Annotated in this window: 18 protein-coding genes; 10 read left to right on the plus strand and 8 right to left on the minus strand. The window is 37.2% G+C overall.

Annotated elements, in window-relative coordinates; all coding sequences use genetic code 11:
• Window positions 1–25: 25 nt before the first annotated feature.
• Both OIZ54_RS03900 and OIZ54_RS03905 read right to left on the minus strand, forming a co-directional pair.
• Entirely contained in the window at window positions 26–640 is a 615-nt protein-coding gene (locus tag OIZ54_RS03900; protein ID WP_264389782.1) for a response regulator, read from the minus strand.
• 4 nt (window positions 641–644) lie between these two features.
• Window positions 645–1,763, minus strand: a complete 1,119-nt coding sequence (locus OIZ54_RS03905) for a sensor histidine kinase (RefSeq protein ID WP_264389783.1) — start codon at window positions 1,761–1,763, stop codon at window positions 645–647.
• 150 nt (window positions 1,764–1,913) lie between these two features.
• Between OIZ54_RS03905 and OIZ54_RS03910 the strand changes: the two genes are divergently transcribed.
• From OIZ54_RS03910 to OIZ54_RS03930, 5 genes are all read left to right on the plus strand, one after another.
• The gene (locus OIZ54_RS03910) at window positions 1,914–3,068 is read left to right on the plus strand and encodes an acyltransferase family protein (protein WP_264389784.1); all 1,155 of its coding nucleotides are present in this window, start codon (window positions 1,914–1,916) and stop codon (window positions 3,066–3,068) included.
• Between the two features lie 85 nt (window positions 3,069–3,153).
• The gene (locus tag OIZ54_RS03915; RefSeq protein WP_138578570.1) at window positions 3,154–3,459 is read left to right on the plus strand and encodes a hypothetical protein; all 306 of its coding nucleotides are present in this window, start codon (window positions 3,154–3,156) and stop codon (window positions 3,457–3,459) included.
• Window positions 3,460–3,581: 122 nt separating this feature from the next.
• The gene (locus OIZ54_RS03920; protein WP_024605377.1) at window positions 3,582–3,959 is read left to right on the plus strand and encodes a hypothetical protein; all 378 of its coding nucleotides are present in this window, start codon (window positions 3,582–3,584) and stop codon (window positions 3,957–3,959) included.
• Window positions 3,960–4,346: 387 nt separating this feature from the next.
• Window positions 4,347–5,279 (plus strand): hypothetical protein, encoded by a 933-nt coding sequence (locus tag OIZ54_RS03925; protein WP_054981797.1) that lies wholly within the window; start codon window positions 4,347–4,349, stop codon window positions 5,277–5,279.
• Between the two features lie 216 nt (window positions 5,280–5,495).
• Complete coding sequence (locus tag OIZ54_RS03930) at window positions 5,496–6,317, plus strand: alpha/beta fold hydrolase (RefSeq protein ID WP_054981798.1); 822 nt, start codon at window positions 5,496–5,498, stop codon at window positions 6,315–6,317.
• Between the two features lie 1,057 nt (window positions 6,318–7,374).
• On the opposite strand, the gene OIZ54_RS03935 is transcribed toward OIZ54_RS03930, so the two are convergent.
• The 4 genes from OIZ54_RS03935 to OIZ54_RS03950 are packed head-to-tail and all read right to left on the minus strand — an operon-like array spanning window position 7,375 to window position 12,285.
• Window positions 7,375–8,706 carry a TniQ family protein gene (locus OIZ54_RS03935; protein ID WP_264389785.1) on the minus strand — a complete coding sequence of 444 codons (1,332 nt, stop codon included), beginning with the start codon at window positions 8,704–8,706 and terminating at the stop codon, window positions 7,375–7,377.
• Window positions 8,706–9,656 carry a TniB family NTP-binding protein gene (locus OIZ54_RS03940; protein ID WP_024032700.1) on the minus strand — a complete coding sequence of 317 codons (951 nt, stop codon included), beginning with the start codon at window positions 9,654–9,656 and terminating at the stop codon, window positions 8,706–8,708. Before OIZ54_RS03940 ends, OIZ54_RS03935 begins: the two co-directional genes overlap by 1 nt.
• Window positions 9,650–11,677 (minus strand): DDE-type integrase/transposase/recombinase, encoded by a 2,028-nt coding sequence (locus OIZ54_RS03945; protein ID WP_096042865.1) that lies wholly within the window; start codon window positions 11,675–11,677, stop codon window positions 9,650–9,652. Before OIZ54_RS03945 ends, OIZ54_RS03940 begins: the two co-directional genes overlap by 7 nt.
• Entirely contained in the window at window positions 11,674–12,285 is a 612-nt protein-coding gene (locus OIZ54_RS03950) for a TnsA endonuclease N-terminal domain-containing protein (protein ID WP_055253882.1), read from the minus strand. The genes OIZ54_RS03945 and OIZ54_RS03950 overlap by 4 nt, the downstream gene beginning before the upstream one ends.
• Window positions 12,286–12,971: 686 nt before the next feature.
• On the opposite strand from OIZ54_RS03950, the gene OIZ54_RS03955 reads away from it, so the two are divergent.
• The gene (locus OIZ54_RS03955) at window positions 12,972–13,295 is read left to right on the plus strand and encodes a hypothetical protein (protein WP_024032696.1); all 324 of its coding nucleotides are present in this window, start codon (window positions 12,972–12,974) and stop codon (window positions 13,293–13,295) included.
• 375 nt (window positions 13,296–13,670) lie between these two features.
• A complete protein-coding gene (locus OIZ54_RS03960) occupies window positions 13,671–14,261 on the plus strand; it encodes a hypothetical protein (protein WP_055018897.1) in 591 nt (196 codons plus the stop codon).
• Between the two features lie 241 nt (window positions 14,262–14,502).
• On the opposite strand, the gene OIZ54_RS03965 is transcribed toward OIZ54_RS03960, so the two are convergent.
• Both OIZ54_RS03965 and OIZ54_RS03970 read right to left on the minus strand, forming a co-directional pair.
• Window positions 14,503–15,912 (minus strand): sensor histidine kinase, encoded by a 1,410-nt coding sequence (locus OIZ54_RS03965; protein ID WP_223866400.1) that lies wholly within the window; start codon window positions 15,910–15,912, stop codon window positions 14,503–14,505.
• Window positions 15,909–16,583 carry a response regulator transcription factor gene (locus tag OIZ54_RS03970; RefSeq protein WP_024032693.1) on the minus strand — a complete coding sequence of 225 codons (675 nt, stop codon included), beginning with the start codon at window positions 16,581–16,583 and terminating at the stop codon, window positions 15,909–15,911. The genes OIZ54_RS03965 and OIZ54_RS03970 overlap by 4 nt, the downstream gene beginning before the upstream one ends.
• Window positions 16,584–16,756: 173 nt before the next feature.
• Here OIZ54_RS03970 and OIZ54_RS03975 point away from each other — a divergent pair, with 173 nt between their 5' ends.
• Genes OIZ54_RS03975 through OIZ54_RS03985 form a run of 3 tightly spaced genes read left to right on the plus strand, consistent with a single transcriptional unit; the run spans window position 16,757 to window position 20,749 of the window.
• The gene (locus OIZ54_RS03975; RefSeq protein ID WP_264389786.1) at window positions 16,757–18,718 is read left to right on the plus strand and encodes an LTA synthase family protein; all 1,962 of its coding nucleotides are present in this window, start codon (window positions 16,757–16,759) and stop codon (window positions 18,716–18,718) included.
• A gap of 2 nt (window positions 18,719–18,720) precedes the next feature.
• Entirely contained in the window at window positions 18,721–20,373 is a 1,653-nt protein-coding gene (locus OIZ54_RS03980) for a phosphoethanolamine transferase (RefSeq protein WP_264389787.1), read from the plus strand.
• Window positions 20,363–20,749, plus strand: coding sequence for a diacylglycerol kinase (locus OIZ54_RS03985; protein WP_024032690.1), 387 nt, complete (start codon window positions 20,363–20,365; stop codon window positions 20,747–20,749). The genes OIZ54_RS03980 and OIZ54_RS03985 overlap by 11 nt, the downstream gene beginning before the upstream one ends.
• The last annotated feature ends 225 nt before the right edge of the window (window positions 20,750–20,974 follow it).

Consider the following 20,974-nt stretch of genomic DNA (forward strand, 5'->3'; position numbering starts at 1 on the left):
ATAGTAATTTGGTGTTGTTCGCGTGTTAAATTAGGTTTTGATTAATGGCTTTTATAACGGCCTGAGTGCGGTCTTTTACGTCTAATTTGGCAAGAATTTGTGACACATGATTACGAATAGTCCCCTCAGAGTTATCTAATTTTTTGGCAATCACTTTGTTTGGCATACCTAAAGACAAACACTGCAATACGGTTTGTTCTTTGTCCGTTAAGCAGAGCTGAGGGCTTAGTTGCTTTTTGAGTAAAAAATCAGTCACCGCACTTTGCAATACTCGCTCACCTACAACGACCTGCTTGATAGCGCTAATGAGCTCTTCAAGTTCAATGTTTTTAAGCACATACCCACGAGCACCTAGATTAAGGGTTTTGACTAATACATCACAATCTTCAAATGTGGTGATGATCAGCACAGGGGTTTTATCACCCTTTTCACGCATTTTTTGCAGCACGCCGAGCCCATCTAAATTCGGCATTCTCATATCGAGTAAAGCAATGTCAAAACTATGCTCAGCTAATAGTGTAAGCGCTTGCAAGCCATCTTCAGCTTGGGCTTCGATATTAATGGCGCTATCGAGGTTAAGTAAATTAGCGAGGCCTAAACGAACTAATGTCTGATCTTCAACTAGTAGGCACTTTATCATGGCTTTATTCTTCTAAATTTAGTGGTAGTTTCATGGTATTGATCAATGTTTCTTGCTCAAGGTGTTGTGAAAATTCACCGCCAAATTGTGCCATCCGCTCATTTAGTCCTGCTAATCCGTTCCCTTGTTTTGGTAAATGGGTCTCTGCTTGATTGTGATACGCTTTTGCAACTAACAGCGGCTGTTCGCCAACGAGGGTGACATTTACATGCAAAGTAAAATGGTTTGCTTGGGTATGTTTAAGGGTGTTGCTGATCATCTCTTGGGTAAACCGAAATACACACAGGGCGTAGTCTTGAGGGAGCTGCTCTGTCTCTTTACTTAGTTGGAGATCACAGTGTAAATTAGGTGTCAGTTCGCAAATGGCCTCAAGAGCTTGCTTAAGTATCGTTTTGTCATTGCGCTGAGTGGAAACGATTTCGCGCACTTCAGCCAATACTTCTTGGCTAAGTTGGTGGCAAAGAGAGAGGGTTTCAACGGTGGCTTCATTTGCAGCTCTTTTAGCAAAATCTAAATTAATGCTGAGCGCGGTAAGCTTATGGCCGAGCGAATCATGGAGCTCGCGTGATATGTTTTGTCGCTCTTGCGCTGCATGCATCGCCCCCATCATGTGTTGGGTGGCTTTTAACTCTTTGTAGTTTTGGCGGGATTGGTAATGTGTATTTAAACTTTCGACAATACGCCGGCTAACAAACCAATTCATCAAGCAAAAGAAAAACCAAATTGTAAACATGATCCAAGGAATGCCATTTTCCCAGCGCGCATAATGCGTTAAACCATACACCAGCATGGCGGCCACAACACAAGCCAGTATCTTAGGAAGCGAAAAATGAGGACTAAAAACCGCGGTAAACATCACTAGGTGGATAAAAACTAAGGATGTTGAACTCAGTTGTATCATTGCCAAAATAAGCAGGAAATAGCCAAGTGCTACGCCGTGAACAAATTTGTTAGGCTGTTTTAACACATACAGCAAAATAGCTAAAATGGAACCACTTACTATGATTTGCAAATATAGCGCTAATTCTGAGTTGGTATAATAGGCACACGCCAATGTCACCCCAAGCCACGATGCCAATGTTGAGAAATGCCAATCGGTTGTATGTCGTATAGTTGATTCCATTACTGTGGCCATATTTTTTTAGCAATTATTGCAGAACTCGCGTTGTAAAAACAGTGACATCTGTCATAGCTCGGGCTATGAGCTTTGTGACTAGTGTCATGAAACCTCATTCATTTATGCTTTATTAATAAAAGTTAGTTGGGCACATTAATGAATAAAGACAGTCGATTACACTACATTGATAATTTACGCAGCCTCGCGCTATTGCTCGGCATCGTATTTCATGCCGCTTTAGCCTACAGTCCGTTCTTTCGCAATATTTGGTTTACGGCAGACCCAAGCACACATGGTCTATTTGATTATATTACGCATACGCTGCACTTATTTCGGATGCCATTATTTTTTATTATTGCAGGGTTTTGCAGTGCACTTTTAATACATAAATCGAGCAAAGCGCGCTTTTTACATCATCGCAGTAAACATATTCTACTGCCTTTTATTGTATTTTTACCGTTCAGCTTTGCCGTTTACTACCATGCCTTGATTTTTGGAGCCGGTATAGCTAATCCAATACCGCCGATTTTTGCTGTGTTTAAAGTTATTAAAGAGCCTGTTGTTAGCACTATGCACTTATGGTTTTTGTGGAACTTATTCCAGTTTTGCCTAATTCACTGGTTGTTGAAAACAACTAACTTATTAGGCAATAAATTTGATGCGCTTAGCGCTCACCCTTTATTTATGTGGGTTGTACTTCCCATCGTGTTAACGTTTTCATTAATGGGGCAATCTATTCCATTTCCTGCTCCTGATAAACTCACGCCACAGTTATGGTCCTATGGTTTTTACGGCAGTTTTTATTGGTTGGGAGTGGGGCTTAATAAAAAACAGCAGCTCATTTGCTCATATCATAAGTACTTATGGCCTCTTATTTTGGGTGTTGCACTATCACTGACTGGTTATTTTTCTTTATTACCAGCCGCGCCAAGCTTAGATGAAGTGATTGCCGCCGCAACTTCGGGGTATTTTGCCGCAGCGGGAGAGCTGAATGTATTGCATGTTTTATCACAAGGACTGAGTGTTATTTTGTTAACCGCCATAACGTTTTTACTTGGGCATCGTTTTTTAAATCACCAAAGTAAGCTCAGTCGCAGCATCTCAAATGCATCATATTGGATTTATTTAATACATGTGCCAGTGCTGATTTATATTCAGATGCCATTGATTAATACTGGTTGGCCAGTTTTAGTAAAGTTTATAGTTAGCGTGGTTGTTACATTACTTATTGGTCAAATAAGTTATTTATTATTAGTTAAAAATACGTGGTTGGGTGCATTAATTAACGGTAGGCGAACCAAGAAAAGGTAATACAGTCAGCTTAAATGTCGTCACTTGGTAATGACTTAAAAGCGATAAAACTGACACATTAATAGCCACATAAAGGAATATTATTATGCAAGCAATAACAATCAAATCGACAACCGCCACAATTCAAAAAGGGACGATTAAAGCCGACGGTAAATTTTGGCTAACCAACACTGATATTCATTTTTCACCGTTTAATGCACAATTTGGGTTAGGGCCTTATACGTTTTCACGGCGTGAAATTGTAAAAGTGAGTAAGTGCACTGGTAAAGTTGCAGGTATTTTGCCTTATACACATGATGCAATTGAAGTCGTATTAAAAGATGGCAATAAATATCAATTCATTGTGTCAAACGCAGATGAATGGATTAAATTACTTACTCATAGTGCATAGTGCATAGTGCATAGTGCATAGCGCAATCGCTGGTAATTCATCAAAATAGCTATTGTTTTAATGTACCTAATAATGCACGATAAAAATATGACGCTATTTTATTTAGGTATTCAGTGAAGTACATGGATTTAATAAATACGCTTTTGCTTAAGCTCGGATTGGATAAAAAAGCTCATCTACTCATCGTGTTAGGGAAAAAACTATCAAACAACAATAACGCGGTAGTTAAGCCGCTTGAGTTATATTGTTTTTCGCCTGATGCGTATTTCGACGATATAAGTGAGTTTGAGAAAGACAATTGTTTTATTGAGTCTTTGGACGATATAACCCCTGTTAACGCATTGGTGAGAGCACTGAGTAGTGCAAATGCCGTTGTTTGTGTTGATAATCGCTCTGAGCCTTTGCTTGTGTTGCCACTATTACAAAAGCTCGTGCCCATTCGTTTTGAAAAAGCCAACGAGGATCAAATCTTTACTTCAGACATCAAAACTTTTGATTGACTGCTTCGCTCAAAGTCGACCTATAGAGTATTTACGTTAACTCGTCTTGGGGCAAAAACGAGCTACGATTGAAGGTCCGCTGGCACAGAGCCGAACTTCGTCAAAGAGCGATAATCGGTCAGTCAGGTGAGTCGTCATTAACTTAGTAAAAATAAGTGAATACTTTCCTCTTTTATAAATGTTTAAATAAGCTACAGTAAGCATAATATTTATAGTTGGCAGTGGCTTACACTATTCGCTAAGAATATAAGTCCATACAATATGGACGTTTTCGCGTTAAAATAAGAAAAATGTTCTCTTATAAAGTTGTTCAAGTGATTATGCAACACAAACTGCGTGCTGCATAAATACTAAAGTGTTAGGCATCAATCGAGGAATCAACATGTTATGAAATGGAAATGTCTTGGTTCACTTAAAGAAGCGAAAAGCTCTGGTTGTAGTGGAATTTATTTGATAGTCCATAAAGGTGCATTAAACCGAATAGTTTATGTTGGTGTTAGTGTAAATGTTGGTATAAGAATGAGTGAACACTACGAAGGTTATCTTCGAGGTAACAGAACGATCTACAACGTAGATGAGTCAGAAGATGTGTATAGCTTGATGTCTTCATATCTTGTTCATAACCATATTAAAGAATACAAAAATTTAGCAAATATTAAAAAAATTTGGGCATCAACAACTATCACATCAATTGAACCAAAAAATTTACTGTCATCAAATCAAAAGTTTTCGAATGAATGGGAACAAATATTACATAATAAATACCTTCCAAACTTATGTGTCTGGGCACTTCCTCTTTCAAACTACACATACGAAAAAGCAACTATAATAGAAAGTTTAATTCAGAGTAGAATAATAAAAACTTTCGACTTGAGAGGTTTTTTTAATCTAAATGATATTAGTATTTTGGGTAAGATTGAAAATACCAAAGTCAGAAAAATAAATATTGATTTTGATTGTTTGCCTGATCTTGATGATGCTTCTAAAATTGTAATCAAAAATATTAATAAGTCTACAACTCCGCCAACCGCTTTTTCTTTAGCTAAGATTCAACTCCAAGATGTTCTTACTGTCAGGGAAATTTCTAGGAAGCAAAGAGTAGAAGTCAGAGAGAAAGCTGCTCTAAAATATAGAAATAACGGTAAACCTTGGAGTACTATCGACTTGGAAAAACTAAGAGTGATGGTTGTTGAATTTGAGATGACAGCAAGTGAGATTTCTCAGTATTTAGGCCGAAGCCCTAGAGCAGTAGCTAAACGAATTGAATATAATGATAGGTTTTCCTTCAAAAAATGGAGAGAAAGTGTAGAGTCGCTATAAATTCCTTACAAATAAATGCAGATCACCTTCGGCAGCGCATAATTTGGGTGTGGGGCGTTAGAATTACTCCTTTTAAAGAAAATAAGCCCGTTTATGGGTTTCAAATGTATTTCCTAATGCCGAAAAAGTGCTGAGGAACGATTACAGGAGCTCGTTTTTACCCATTTTGGCTGTTAAACTTATCCTCCAGCCTCGTTATACGCACAGGAGTTGCGCTTGATTTTTCGATTAACATTTTTTTTATTTGTCTTATATGCCAGTCCAGTCATTGCGGGAACTCAGGAACCAAGATTCTTAGTTATTGATGGCATTCAAATGGAATACATCGATATCGGTGCTGGAAGCAAAACTTTGGTGATTGAATCAGGTATCGGAATGGGCTTAGCTTACTGGCACCCGTTATTAACAGACCTTTCAAAATTAAATATCAGAGCAGTTATATATTCTCGTGCTGGGAATGGAAAATCTCAGGTTGTCAAAGACGTTAGTTTAGCTAGTTCAAATCAACGACTCGAAAAACTGCTTTCGACTATTAACGCAAAAGAAAATCTAATTTTAATTGGTCACTCCTTTGGTGGCTTGCATGTCAGAGCATTTGCTGCTGCTTATCCCGAGCGGGTAAAAGGGTTACTGTTGATCGATCCAAGTCATGAGTTGTTTGATAGTGAATTAAATAAATACGACGCAACGTGGGCGAAACGCGATACTACTAAATTAAACGGAATGATGAATAACCAGCCTGAATGGGATCTCCTACAGGAAATTTATCATCAGAAAATGATTGCTGATGACGATATTGCCAATAAAATTCCTGTAGTTATAGTCACTTCATCAAAATTAAATGAAAGTGACTGGTGGATTGGGCATAGTGTGCAGGGTAAAAAGATCTGGCGGGATTTGCACCAGTCAATGATCATCAATAATGCAAATTCTATCCATATGGTTACTAATAAAACGGGCCATAACGTACCACATGATAACAAGCCTCTGTTTTTTAGCTCTATTAGTGCATTACTAGGCTTTATTGATGGCGTATAACAAACAAATTTTATCACCAGCAAAAAGTCTGGGCTGCGACGTCAAGCCGCTGCGCTGCTTTCCGCGCTAAATTTGGGCGTTACCACTGTCTGCAATTGGCACAGAGCAGACCGCTGGTAATTATTGAGTGATGCAATCCACGGCTATAACTGCCCATGAATACAAGTTCTTTATGTAATGAAAAATAAAGATGCGCTGTCGCTCCTCTGAAAGCATCGGCCTAAATAAATACTACCTCGAAGTAAACCCGATTAGCTTTCGTATAATAGATAGTCAAATTATCACTTCAAATCACTTACTGTAATAGATGTTTTCAAGCGATTTCTCGTTGTTTAAGAAATTTACCTAATAAAAAACATAATTATTTTTAGAGTGTAATTAAGTTAATAAATCTCAATTTAAGTGCCATATTTCATTATAAATCAATAAGTTCTCAACGCGCCGTGTATTCTCGACTTAAGTGGCACTGATCAATTTGATCGGCGCCATATAACTTGAGAATCTCAGCCATGTAATAAGATTTCAAAACAATAACTTAGCTTGTGTTCTTTATCGGTACTGCGCCTCTTAAATTGAGAATTATTTATAGCTAAAAACTGCCCCAACACAAATTCTCATCCAGCCAAAAAGTTCTCATTCTGCCTTGCAGATTCTCATTCTGCCACTGAAGAACTCTGACTTGATTTTAATGAGCACATAATTAAGTAGATTCTGTATTCGGTAAATTAGTGGCGAACACTATACGCTAATATTTACTTAGTAAAAGTGTAGTAAATCGATTAGAAAATGGATTTTTAGGATAAAGAGAAATGAAGCCATTTAAGTGAAAGTTAAAATGCAGATATGCGAAGCTTCATTTGTAATGTTGAGTTAATTCAAATTTGGTTTGATTTAGGTTTAGTTATGGATGAAGTTACTAAACCTTTATTAAAAAAGGGAAAGTTAAACTTATTGATATTCAGTCGATTAGTTTTAGTGAACTGCCGGTATTGTTATTAATAAAGCATAGACCGAGAACATGTCTCGGCCTAAAAATTAAAGTTGAAATTACAAAGTACTAAATGTCGAGTGATAGCTGTTTGTTTTGCGTTTTCGCCAACTTCAAAGTATCACAATTAAGTATACGTTTTGAATTATTGCCATGAATGTAAACGGGCCTGAGCTTACCGGTATTAATCAACCTCATTAGTTCTACCTTTGGTATACCGGTGACTTCAGCTACGTTTGCAACGGACATCGTTTTATCTCTTATAAGTTGAGTATGTAATTTACAAAAGGTATCGAATGCTTCAGGCAAAACGTGTATGGAATGCATTAAGTCTAATGAAGGTTTGTATGTTATTGATAATTCTTTATTTTTAGTAGCTATCAGTACATCAGTTATACAGATATTATGAAGAGCCATAAAGCGACGTAGCTCAGAAAGGGGGACGTAATCTTTATTGTGGCTGAACTCGGCTAAAAAGGTATAAACACCTGATATTTCAACGCGAGTATCTGTTCTTAAGGCCTTTTTTGAATCAGTTCTTATCAATCCAACTTCGACTAAAAGAGCGATTTGTTTAAACGTTACCCCAATTATAGAGGAGGCTGTTTGAGCTTCAAACCAAAGCTGAGTTATGGGAGCTTTTGAACGAATATACTCGCTATTATACATTTCATATAGTGTGGATAATGACCCCCATTCACATAGCAAATTCTGAACAATAATTTCAATTTTGTGAAACTCAATGTTCAACGGTAGATCTGTTGGTACACGTTTAGCCCTTTCACTTAAGAATACTCTAGCACTATCTGGGTTATTAAGAATATCAGCCGCTCTATTTAATAATGTGGAGGTAATCTCCTTTGGTGGGAAACTCGTTCGTGTATTACTATCGTCAACTATCACTTTAGCTATGAGGTATGCATCGTGGACTTGTTCAGGTGATTTTAATTGACTATTCAATGGCATATGCGTTAAGCGTAAGCCGCACAAAGGTGATGTGCAGCGGCCATTTAGAAGATTAATGGTAAATTGCAGCGGTGAATTGCAATGAGGGCATTCGGATAACAGGGCACACTCATGAATAATACAGTGTCGTAAAAATGGATTTTGCCACTGGGCCCTAAAATACCCATATTGGTTAACACAATCTGGACAAACTTGTGGCGTTAGCAATCTCGCATGTGTCCAGCACTTTATCTTTAATGATGATAAAGTGCGAGTTATAGGAATAAGGTGATCAAGGAGTCCGTTCTTTGTTGATCTACCTTTGATGATACTGGTTAGCATAGCCTTATTGAGTACGCGAGATTCTGATTGTATGCCATTTCTTTTAAGTAAACGAAGTACATAACCAATACCTGACTCCGCTTCATAGTAAGAGGGTTTTATTGGGAAACGCATTAGCATAACCCCGAATAGAACTGACTTCTAAGGTTTTTATCTTGCTCATTTAGATATGCATCTAATTGTTTTTTTGTTAAAAGTTCATAATCAAATGGATTGACAGCCCCAATTGCATATTTCTCAAAGTTTTCAAATAAGGCTTCTATAAGCTGATCATAGTTTTTTGCATTTCGTGTGTTATTACGTAAAAATAAATCGCGCATTGTACTCATGGTGTGCTCACTGTACGCAAGGTAAATACGATCAAGTAGCTCACTGTGCTCATCCTTTGTTAAATTTGGCAACCCAACTTGTTGAATGAACCAATTACAACAGGCAATCCAGTTTTTCGTTTTAGGAAGGATTGGCTTAATTTCAATGGGGCGCATTTGTCGACGAGACATCTGCTCGTCATCGTCAAATTTACCGGCGGTTCTACCAAATGTAATAAGGCGCTTAGCACTGCTTGTACCGGCGAAAATAATCGAACAACGGATCTTGTTGCTATCGATCAGATAGCAAAAATATTTAATAATTCGTTGAAACTCTATCCCATCATAACTTGAGGCAATATTCTGAATTTCATCAAGAATGATTAGCTCCACTTCTAGGTCTTTGAGAAGTGAGATAAGTTGGGCATCCAATTCAGCTGCAGTAGTGCGAGAGTTTTGTGTTGTTCCCTCTAGCTCTGAAATTAAAAATCGAGTTATCTCTGCAGTACTTTTTTTAAACTCCTTAAAAGCGACATAAAAGATTGGTTTTGTCGTTTTTTCTGGCTTAGTAACAGGTAAAAACTGAGCGTGATACTGCTTTAATATATACGTCTTGCCAGCACCCGAGGCACCATAAATAAGTTGAGCTCGTTTATCCTCTGAAGGTACGTGATACATATTGTGGATTTCCGCTATCCTCTGCCATATCTTCATTTGAATGTCACATGCGAAAATTGTACTGGGCATAGTTACCATTGTTTTTCATTTCCTTCATCATCATTATAACGGGTAGAGGCCATTTCTCTGGTTTTGCTCACTATCGTATCTGCGTAGGTATCTTGTTCACCTGAGTGCGATATCTGTGATTTAAGTTCATTCACTTTATGAGATTTTTTTATTCGCTCTACAATGGATAAGTTCTCTTTCGTATTTTTATTGAAAGACGCTACCTTCGGGCCTCTGTGCTGTTTGCGTTTGGGCTTTTGCTTTACGAATTCAGTTATTTCACCGACATAGTGACCAGTAGGAGTATGGGAGAAAGTTTCTGTATATATTCCGAGTTGGGTCAGAGTTTGATTGCCATTTAATTCAGCAAAGCTGACTGGTAGTTTAGTATCATGATGGTCAATATTATCAGCCACTATTTCCACAGGATTGTTCTCGCCAGGCAGTGTTGCTTGAACTGTTACTTTTCTGGCATCTAGGTCGTCATGAAACACATAAACAGAGGGGTTTTCACCCAGCTCCATGTCTGTTTTAGTAGCCGCGTATAGTTGTTTTAGCTCATCACTGTAATAATCTTGACCTAAACATCTGATAGTTCCACGTTGCTGTAATTTATGTGAGGCCTGGGCTCTGGACACGTGGAAGCAATGTTGTAGCTGATCATATGTGAATGAAGGCATAGGCGTATCAATAATGGACTGATTCCATTTTTTGATAGGCGTATGGCCAGCCTGTTTATGGTGTTTGTGCATGTATTCTGTCAAAAATATATTCAGTAGCTTTGTAAAATCAGATACCTTTATATCCGCACGTTTAGCTAATGGAATTGTGTCGAGTGAGTTCGGGTTAGTACGTTTTCCTGAATAACTTTGAAATCCAATACTCGTCTCACCACTTTGCGTTTCAATCTTCATACCTGAAAAAAAGTGATCTCTTAATACGTTAAAAAATGACTCAATGAATGGCTTCTTAGCAGGTTGATTTGATGGTGTATAATGAATATTTAACTCAAGTCGCTCCGCAGCCTTTTTTATCAAACGATTATTAAACCCTGGGCCATTATCCATAATCAATGTAGTCGGTTTGCGTCCATTCATTGTAAGATTACTATCCGCCATAAATATTTGACGTAAAAGGTTAAGCCCACCGGCAGAGTTTTCAGGTTCAAAGCTAAGCACCACAGAGATAGGTGCGCGTGTGTATACGTCTATTGCTACATACAAAGAAATAGGCGGTGTCGGAAGGCCTGTTTTGTCGTCAATTAAACACATATTTAGCACAACACGGTCGCATTCAACGCGCTGCATTGCGTAATAGGTTTTTATTCGTTTACGTAGCGTTGTTAGTCGCTTATTGATTTCCGCTTGTGAAAGGCCTTTAAAATTAGCAAGTTTTTCGGCATCAGTAAGCTCTTGTAACCGGCGGTAAAAGGTGCGTTGTGATGCGATTTGAATCTCATTATTTTTCAAGCTAGCTTCTTGCGCTTCTCGTTTATAGTTACTGTAATATGCGCCTTTGAAAGCAGAGTTATTACACGAATAGACGGTAGCGATGTAGTGCTGTATGAAAGCCTCAGTGGCCGCATTTAGCCGTACAGGGCTATTGCGCTTCACTCCCGCAAGCGCCTCATCATTAAAATCTGATTGAACCCATACGCGCCAATGGCGACATACCGTTTTCCATTGCGGGTGTTTTGTGGCAATAGTTGCAGGATGTTGGCTCTCGACTCGTTTGATGAGCTCATCATATGTCTTCTTAGTTGTAGCAGGGTATCCTTCACTAACCAGTTCTTTCAAGATAGATTGATACATCAATCGTGATGTAACCGTTAACTTTTGATATTCTGTTAGTTCAATATGTGGATGCTGTGCGTTTCTTAATATAAAGCCTTGATCATCAATTGATTTCTCAAAGTCGTCTCGAGGTAATAGGCGCTTCTTAGTCTCTATACCATCACCGGAAAGGAGTATTGATGTACTGTCAACAAACGCAATAGATTCAACGTTACCGTACTTATTAGTCAAGTCAGTGCCCGTAGCATATCCGATCATTTGAGGTGACCTCGCATCAATGTAGTAGAGGCGTTTAACGGCTTCTCCATATCGAATTTATATACATTTGATGCAATTAGTCCATAAGCCTCTGACACTGGGTTTTTAGCTATACCCTCCAAGCATTCGATGAGTTGACCAAAGGTTAAATCTCCATCAGGCAGCATTGTTAATGGGAATGAATGCTCCGAGTAATACATTGTTATCAGATTCAGGTTCGCCATAAAGATAGTATTGAGCTTATCGACGATGATTAACCGTAAACCTATTTGTGCTTTTTTTCGGGTGTACTCATTAAAAAGATGAATTTTCGAGTGATACTCTTTATCAACCTGAGACTCATGATGAACTTCAATATATTCAGCGAAGCCAGAATGATATAGGACTAAGAAGTCGGGTGTATAGCGGTAAACTTTTTTGTCTATAGTCACTTCTATTTGCTCAGGCTGGGTGGCAAACAGCTTCACATTAGGGTCACATTCCAGTTTAAAAGCCAGGATCAGCTCCTGAAATGACTCGGGATTAAGTGCGCACTGATTTTTATGGGAGTAAAATCGTATAACAAATCGACCTCTGTGAACGTTAGCGTTCGTCTTTGTAACGGTCATAATTTTACCTCCCAAAAAATAAATGTCTTTACACTATAGATAATGGGTGATAAATTAAAAGGTTTATCTTTAGAATAGTTGTTCTTGGTAAGCATTTTTACATTATTCCTTTCGTCATAATTAGGCTTATCAATCCTTGGAGCCACTGAAAATTTTGTTTTATTTTCAAGGGTTAATCTCACTTTAAAATTCAAAAGTTAAGTTCAATGTTTTTTCTACGAGCAAATTATTTATTCTCAAAAAAAATTTATCTTTAAAGTACTGTGAAGGTTTCTCGAGTTGTTTTTACCTTATCCAAACCGATTTTATGTTTGTGTTTAACATGAAGTTGTTATGTTCAAGTAAAACACCCAAAGTGAAATTAGTATTCAGTGCTGCTCCTAAAAGCTTAAATTTAAAATTTCACACCTAGCCCCCAGCAAGGTTGATGCTTTTCAAAAGGCAGTCACTATGATTGCAGATATTACAGAAATAGAGAAGGTTAAACTGGTCAGACCTCTCGTTATCTTCTTTAAGTGTCTTTGATTTGGGTTTTAAAATTCATAAAATGCCAACGATATTAATTCTAGGTTAATTTAAGCATTTTTATTTTTTGTGTTTTTTAAGAAAAAAGAGGGGGTGTTCTTGTTTATTAAGTTAAGGTTAATGGAGGCTTAAATTTTTTTGTAAACAAGATGGAGTGACATATGAAACACAAGCCAGAAGGGTGGGTTGTTTTAACGTTTCAAACTATTGATAGCAAACCCTGCTATGTGTTGTTTTGTTCGTGGAAAAATGATGATGAATGGAGAGTAAGCTCAGGTTCAATGGTTCTACCTCACTTATCACCCTGTGGGAATTATTGGATTTGGCCTCAAATATCAGGCTCTGTATACGAGCTTCCCGTTGATGAAGAAAATGGCTATACCTTCTACACTGGCGCTGTATTAGATGAATTGTTAGTAAAAGGGTATCGCGATGGTACTAAGCTAAAGCGCATTGCACTTAAAGATATTATGGAAGATAAATAAGGCGATTATCGCCTTCTAATCTGTCTATTTTACTTTTAAAGGTCATGAGCTCTACATTACGGTAGATACCTAGGGGCTTTGGTAGGCAAAGATGAGAATCTGTATTATGTAAATATTGCTAGTTCTACATTAAAAGCTAATAAATGAATACATTAAAAGCTAATAAATGAATACAGTAAAAGCTAATAAATGAATACAGTAAAAGCTAATAAATGAATAGAGTACAGGTATAACTAACGCGCACTCCCTTAGTAATCCAGCCTAATAAAATTTGGCTAATATTCAATAAGATTCTGTTTGCGTTGCCGAAGGAGTTGATATTCTGGCTTCATTAATCTTTAATAAGCACAAATATTACTTCACAAAGGATTACTTATGGGAAAGGAACTCGATATTTATAAATTACACAAACCAGATAGAACATACGATATAATTGACCTAGATATCGTATCGATGGCAGACCAAATTGCCGAAGAAAATAACCTCAGTTATAAAGAAGCAGTAATATTAGCCAAGATTGGCTTTCCAAGCGGCAAAACTAGAATAACGGATATAGTCAAAAACGGATTTAGCTGCAAGGTTGAAAAAGAAGCTTTAAAGCAAGCCTACGACGTAAACTTATTTACGAATTACCTTGTTTTGAACCAAAAAGCGTATATTGCCCTAGGGAACTATCTGCAAGTATACGGGGAGTTTATACCGCTTAGGTGTGATAAAGAGCTAATTTTATTTAATCCACTCGTTTTCGAAGAAGAAGACGAATCTCTTACTGAAAAGGCTTACCTGAATGGTATTGAGGATGGCCTCAAATCCTTATCATTTAAATCAGACAAAAATCTTGTTTTTAAATCATGCATGCAAGGTGGGACAGCACTTTATTGTAATGCTGCGTTTAAATCTCTGGTTAATGAAAATAGCTTAAGCGGACTTTCTTTTAACAGTGATTTAGTTAGCATTTTTGCTTAACAAGATAAGCGCGTAATGTATTCATTTAATAAGATCTAACCAAAACTGTCAGATTTGAACAAATAAAGTCAATCAAATCGAACAGACGCATTTATTCCATGAGCGGACAGTGATAACAACACCCAGCTAAGCCGCAGAAAAGGTGTTGATTGTTTTATAGCTGCCAGAAAATTAAGTATATAGGAGCCTCTTCACATAATTGTACACCCCAGCCTTTATTTCTATGTAGTTAGTGAATAAGCTAATCCGTAGTTAAGGCTAAAGAAAATGTAATTTTTTTGTCACTAACTTTCGCGCTTAATTGCGCATCAATTGCTTTACTAAGCGTCTTAGCGATTGATAGCCCTAATCCAAAGTTATCAATCGATGTTCTTGAAGTGTCTTTTTGCCATAATGGGTCAAATAATTGGTCTATATCGCTATCATTCAAAGGTTCATTAAGGGAATTAGTAACTGATAATATTAAGTTTTTATCCCTTACAACTCTCGTGGAGACTAAAATTTTTGAATCGAGTGGACTGTATTGTTTCGCGTTGTTAACTAAATTGCTAAAAATTGATTCAAGGGCAAACAAGTTGCTCATAATTGCTGGTGCATTTTCATCCAACTGCAAATTTACACGTGATAAATCATGGGTTTCCAGTATTCTGCTAATAACTTGATTTAAATCACAGGCATCTCGCTTGTTCAGCTTACCTCCCCCGTATTTATGTAATAGCAATAAATTTGAGACTATATTTTTAAGTCTCAGGCTTATCTTCAAAGCTTCAGGCTTAAAGTCATCATTGAGCTCTTTTTCATTTGGAAACCGTATGGAGACTTCTGCCATATTAATTAGTTCGGCAATGGGCGTTTTTATTTCATGGGCAATATCTGATGTGAGGCGCTTCTCTCTTAGGTAAAGTTGCCTGTTCTCTTTAATAAAGGCATTTAAACTTTCAACAATTGGCAAGAGCTCTTTAACTGGCTCTTTTATAAATATCTCTGAGCCTTCACTGATAATGCTTAACTGACTGATATCCTTATTTAATTGTACCAATGGCGCAAGTGATGTATCTATGGCCTTTCTGACAAACAATCGAATAAATACAATAACTGTAATCGTCGTGACTATAAAAATAACGTCAATCAACCAAAGTACAAAATCAACTTCCTCAGAGGATGCTGTATAAGCTAAAATCATTGACTCACCGTCTGTCTTTTTAGAGGTGTCAACTGATGCATTATCTTTTACTTGTGGTATAAAACGACTGTAAAAAATTCGGCCATCTCGACCATCAGGTAGTTGAATAGGTCGTATTTTTGATTCGCCAATTTCCAAGTTTTCAAATGGTAGGTTTTTAACCTCAAATAAATCTAAACTTTTTGAGCGGATGGAGGTACCTTCTTTGTTCCATATTTGAAAGTATTCGGGCTCAACTTCTCCTGCGAACTCAGGCATAAACTCACTGGAAAAATTATAGGAATAACCATTATCGGTCTTATTTACTAAGGTCTTTAACATACCTGCTTTAGATTGCAGGCTGCGATCAAACTCATTGTCTATCCAGCTATCAACAGCAATATCAGTGGCCAACAATATGCATAAAACTAACCCTGTTATAGTTACTGAGAGAGTAATTACTAGTTTACTGCGAATAGATTTCATCATTGCCCTTGCACAATATAACCAAAGCCACGTTTGGTTTGAATTGGTAGCTCTCCTCCTGCAACTCTTACTTTTTTACGAGCAGATGATAAATGGGCTTCAATCGAGTTTTTCGATATTAAATCATACTGTCCTGCAAGATAGGTACTTAGCTTTTCCGCACTAAACACTTTATTTTGATTGCTAAATAAACATTCGACAATTTTGTACTCGTTGGGTGTTAAATCAATAACGTTGTCAGAAACTTTTAGCAGTTTTAACTGTAAATTCAGGGCTAAATTATCAATAACTATAATATCACTGACCATTTTTAGTCCACCACGACGCATTAAATTTAAGAGTCGAGCGTGAAGTTCATCAAATGAAAAAGGTTTAGTGAGGTAATCATCCGCTCCGGTTAGAAGCCCTAAAACGCGGTCTTCCGGTTCTTGCTTTGCGGATAAAATTAAAACTTTAGTATCAAGCTGTTTTGTTCTTATGGTTTGCAGTACAGTGATGCCATCGATACTAGGTAGCATAATATCAAGTATTACAAGCTCATATTCACCTGTCATTGCCATACTCAACCCTTGTGAGCCATCACCGGTTTCATCCACCGCAAAGCCCAAATTTGTTAAGCCAACCCGTAAACTACGTCGCAGTGACCCTGAATCTTCAATTATTAATAACTTCATGTTCTATTTGTTCGCCTGAAAATGCATCTTAATCACTAGGTTACGCTATATAACTTAAGTTTTACTTAAGGCTTCCTTAAGTTTTTATAGTATAGCCATTATTAAGTTTATCATCAGGATTTCTTAAGTTTCGATTTTTAGTATTGCTGCAATTTTTAAAGACGAGTACAACTATGTCAGCAAATACTTCCGTTTTAAAACCCTTGTTACGTTTTACACTTATATTGTTATCAATCTTTATAACTTCCCGAATTGGGCTATTGATATGGCAACATTCAAGATTAAATGATGGTGATATTTGGCCAGTCATTTCAGGTGCTATCAAAATAGACTTAAGTAGCGTTGGATACTTAGCAACTATTGGAGTACTGATATTGATGCTGCATGTAATTGCACGCTCTAAAACAAAGCTATTCCAGCGCATGTTTTCGCTTTACGGTAGCATTATTGCGACTGTTGTTGTTATTTTAGAAACATCAACAGCTGCATTCATCACTCAATATGATGTAAGGCCTAACCGGTTATATATTGAATATCTTGATTACCCACAAGAAGTATTCTCGATGCTAATTCATGGTCACCTTTTAGCAATGCTAAGTACATTACTTGTGGCGACAATAACAAGTATTTACAGCTATCGCCTTTTATATAGAGCATTCACAAAACCACAAGTACAGCCACTGAAAAAAGTAGCTAATTTATCTATTCTTATGGCTGTTTTAATGCTTTGTTTCCTTGCTGCCAGAGGTACATTGAGCCACCGGCCGCTTAACCCTGCATTAGTCTATTTTTCTCAAGATTCACTAGTAAATTCACTTGTTCTTAACTCCACTTACAGTGTTGCGTTTGCGCTGAAAAACATGGGTAACGAAAAAAGTGCTAGCAATTTGTATGGCACAATGCCTCATCAGCAAGTTATAGATATAGTCAAAAAGGCTTCTTATCGTAAGCAGTTTGTCACCGGAAATATTCCGACCTTGGCACATAACAAACCTTTTGTGTCTGGAGTTAAAAAAAACTTAGTAATTATACTTGAGGAAAGTTTAGGTGCCCGATTTGTTGGACAACTTGGTGGGTTAGGTATAACTCCTGAACTTGATGAGCTATATCAACAAGGGTGGGGGTTTGACAACCTTTATGCTACGGGAACGCGCTCCGTGAGAGGTATTGAAGCAATTACCACTGGCTTTATGCCATCTCCATCTCGCTCGGTAGTTAAACTATCTAAATCCCAGCATAACTTTTTTTCATTAGCTGATGTATTGAGTCAACAAGGTTATATTACCCAATTTATCTACGGCGGTGAAAGTCATTTTGACAATATGAAAAGCTTTTTCCTAGGAAACGGATTTAACGATATTGTTGACATCAACCACATTGAAAACCCTCAGTTTATCTCATCTTGGGGCGCGAGTGATGAGGACTTATTCCAACAAGCAGATAAGGAACTGACTAAACTAAGTAATGCGGCAGTGCCATTTTTTAGTCTTGTATTTACTTCGAGCAATCACGATCCATTTGACATCCCACAAGGTAAGGTATCGCTACCTGAAGGGTATAGCCCTGAAAACTATAAACGTGATCTTGCAATTAAGTATGCAGATTACGCACTAGGGAAGTTTATAAATAAAGCAAAAACACAATCGTACTGGAAAAACACCGTATTTTTGGTTGTGGCAGACCATGATGTGCGTGTTTTTGGCTCTGAGCCCGTCCCTTTAAAGTCTTTTCACATACCTGCGGTTATTTTAAACAGCCATATGAAGGCTAAACGCGACTCAAGACTTGTTAGTCAAATTGACCTACCTGTTACTTTGTTGTCACTTTTAGGAGTTGACCAAGCAACTCCAATGGTGGGCTTTGATCTCACCAAAAATTATCCAGTTGAACGCGCGATGATGCAGTACTACGACAATTTTGCATATCTAGAAAATGATCGCGCTGTCATCCTAACGCCAAATCAACAAACTAGCTATTGGCGCTATAACAAAAAAACCAAAATACAAAAAAGAAATAAACCGCAAAACGCAGATAAAACGTTAGCTGAAAAAGCACTCGCTCATGTGCTATTTAGCAACTTAGCTTACACAGAGCAGCTTTATCGTTTAGCTGATAAAAATAGCGATAAGGAATAATTATGAAAAATGCTTTTAAAATTTTTAACATTTCGTCTTGGCATGTAAGTTATAGTCATTTTGTTTGCTTAGTTTCGATGTATATCGTTATCGTATTTAATGGCTTGTTTTTATACAACACCTTTATTGCTGCAACACAGCCAGGCCATATAAATTGGCTTTTTATCACGTCTATTCCTTTATTGCTTTTCTCATTGACTATTTTAGTTTTGAGTTGGCTGTCCTTAGTTACTTTTGTTAAACCCGTACTTTTATTTAGCGTTTTACTTTGCTCATTATTGTTTTATTCAACACTTAATTATGGCGTTATTTTTGACAAAAGCATGTTACAAAATATTGTTGAGACAAACTCAGGTGAAGCATTTTCATATTTGAATTTTCAGCTTGTAATATTTGTAGTTTTATTAGGAATTTTACCTACTTACTTATTTTCCAAGTTCATAATTATTGGTAGTTTTAGAGTACGTTTAAAGAGCTTTGTGAAGCTAAATCTATTTGCTTTGCTTTGTTGTGCTTTAATAGCAGCAACATTTTATAAAGAGTACGCTTCTGTAGGGCGTAATAACCGACAGCTTACAAGCTATATCACCCCGTTTGCTTTTTATACAGCGGGTTATAAATATTTGAGAGATAATTACTTTTACCCCCCACTACCTTTTAAGGTACTTGATAATTTACCAGCTTTAGAAAATAAAACGACCACCTCGCTAACAGTAATGGTTGTAGGAGAAACTGCTCGGGCTGCTAACTTTTCACTGCAAGGCTATAGTAGAGCAACGAATGCTTATACCTCTAAGCTAGGCGTGAAATATTTTAGTGATGTTTCATCATGTGGAACGGCAACGGCTATCTCCGTGCCCTGTATGTTTTCACGGCTTAATCGCAAAGAATATGATTCTCGCCTTGCTAATAGTCAAGAAAATGTCCTAGACATTATCCAGCGCAGTGGTGTTGAAGTGGCATGGATTGATAATAATAGCAGCTGTAAAGGAGTGTGTGCTCGCGTCAAATCAGAAAACATTGAGCCGAACAAAAAGCACTCGCTCTGTGACGGTGATTACTGTTTTGATGAAATATTAGTCTCGAAACTCAAAGACAGAATAGCTAAAAGTAACGTTAAGCATAAATTGATTATTCTACATATGATAGGTTCACATGGGCCAACTTATTATCGTCGTTACCCTGAACACGCAAGTTTGTATAAACCTGACTGCGATCGAAGCGACATTCAGAACTGTACTACAACAGAGCTAACAAACACATATGATAACACTATTGCATACACAGACAGGGTATTGAGCGAATTAATAAAAGTATTACAAGAAAGTAACGAAATGGAAAAATCACTCTTGTATGTGTCAGATCACGGTGAGTCACTTGGTGAAAAAGGCTTATACCTTCATGGGTTTCCTTATGCATTAGCACCAACCGAGCAAACTCATATCCCAATGATTTTTTGGAGTAATAAACTTACTGACTCTGAATTCAATCGCTGTGTTGAGATGCAACACTCAAAAACATTTTCACACGACAATATTTTTGACACTTTGCTTGGATTAACTCATGTAAATAGCAACCAATACCAACCTATATACGATATTTTTAACGCCTGTAAGGCCGAAGCCTACAATGAGGGAATTCCCAATGCAGTTTGATAATGTAAATAAGCCGTCAGGTATTAATCGAGTATTTTTAGCTTTTAAAAATTCACAGCGTGCATTTAAATGGCTTGCCAAAAATGAAGCTGCTTTTAAACAAGAGCTTTTATTACTTGCTTTATCGCTAACTATTATTTCTATTTGGCAGATAGGTATTTACGAAAAGGTCATGCTCCTAATCTCTGTTTTATTTGTGATATTCGCAGAGATTGTTAATACAGCAATAGAAGCAACAATAGACAGAGTTGGCTTAGAAATTCATCCATTGTCTGGTCTCGCTAAAGATTTAGGCTCCGCAGCAGTACTAATTGCTCTATTGATATGTTCAGTCGTCTGGGTTGCTGTATTTATAAACTATATTGGTTATTTTTAAAATTTATCCAATCTCAATGACCGCTGATCGCTCAAATAAGGCCCCGAAAAATGGCTCATATAGCTATCTAGGTTAACGCTTTCAAAAAACAGAAGTATATTTCCGATAACTACCTTTGAATTCCTATAAACGGAAGTTTGCTTCCGAAATATAGCAATATTGGGTTAGAAACCGGAAGTTTACTTCCGTTTTGTACTTTAAGTTTATAAACCGGTGTTTAATGAA

The organism is Pseudoalteromonas sp. A3 (assembly GCF_025942345.1).
In the GTDB taxonomy this organism is placed as follows: Bacteria; Pseudomonadota; Gammaproteobacteria; order Enterobacterales; family Alteromonadaceae; genus Pseudoalteromonas; species Pseudoalteromonas atlantica.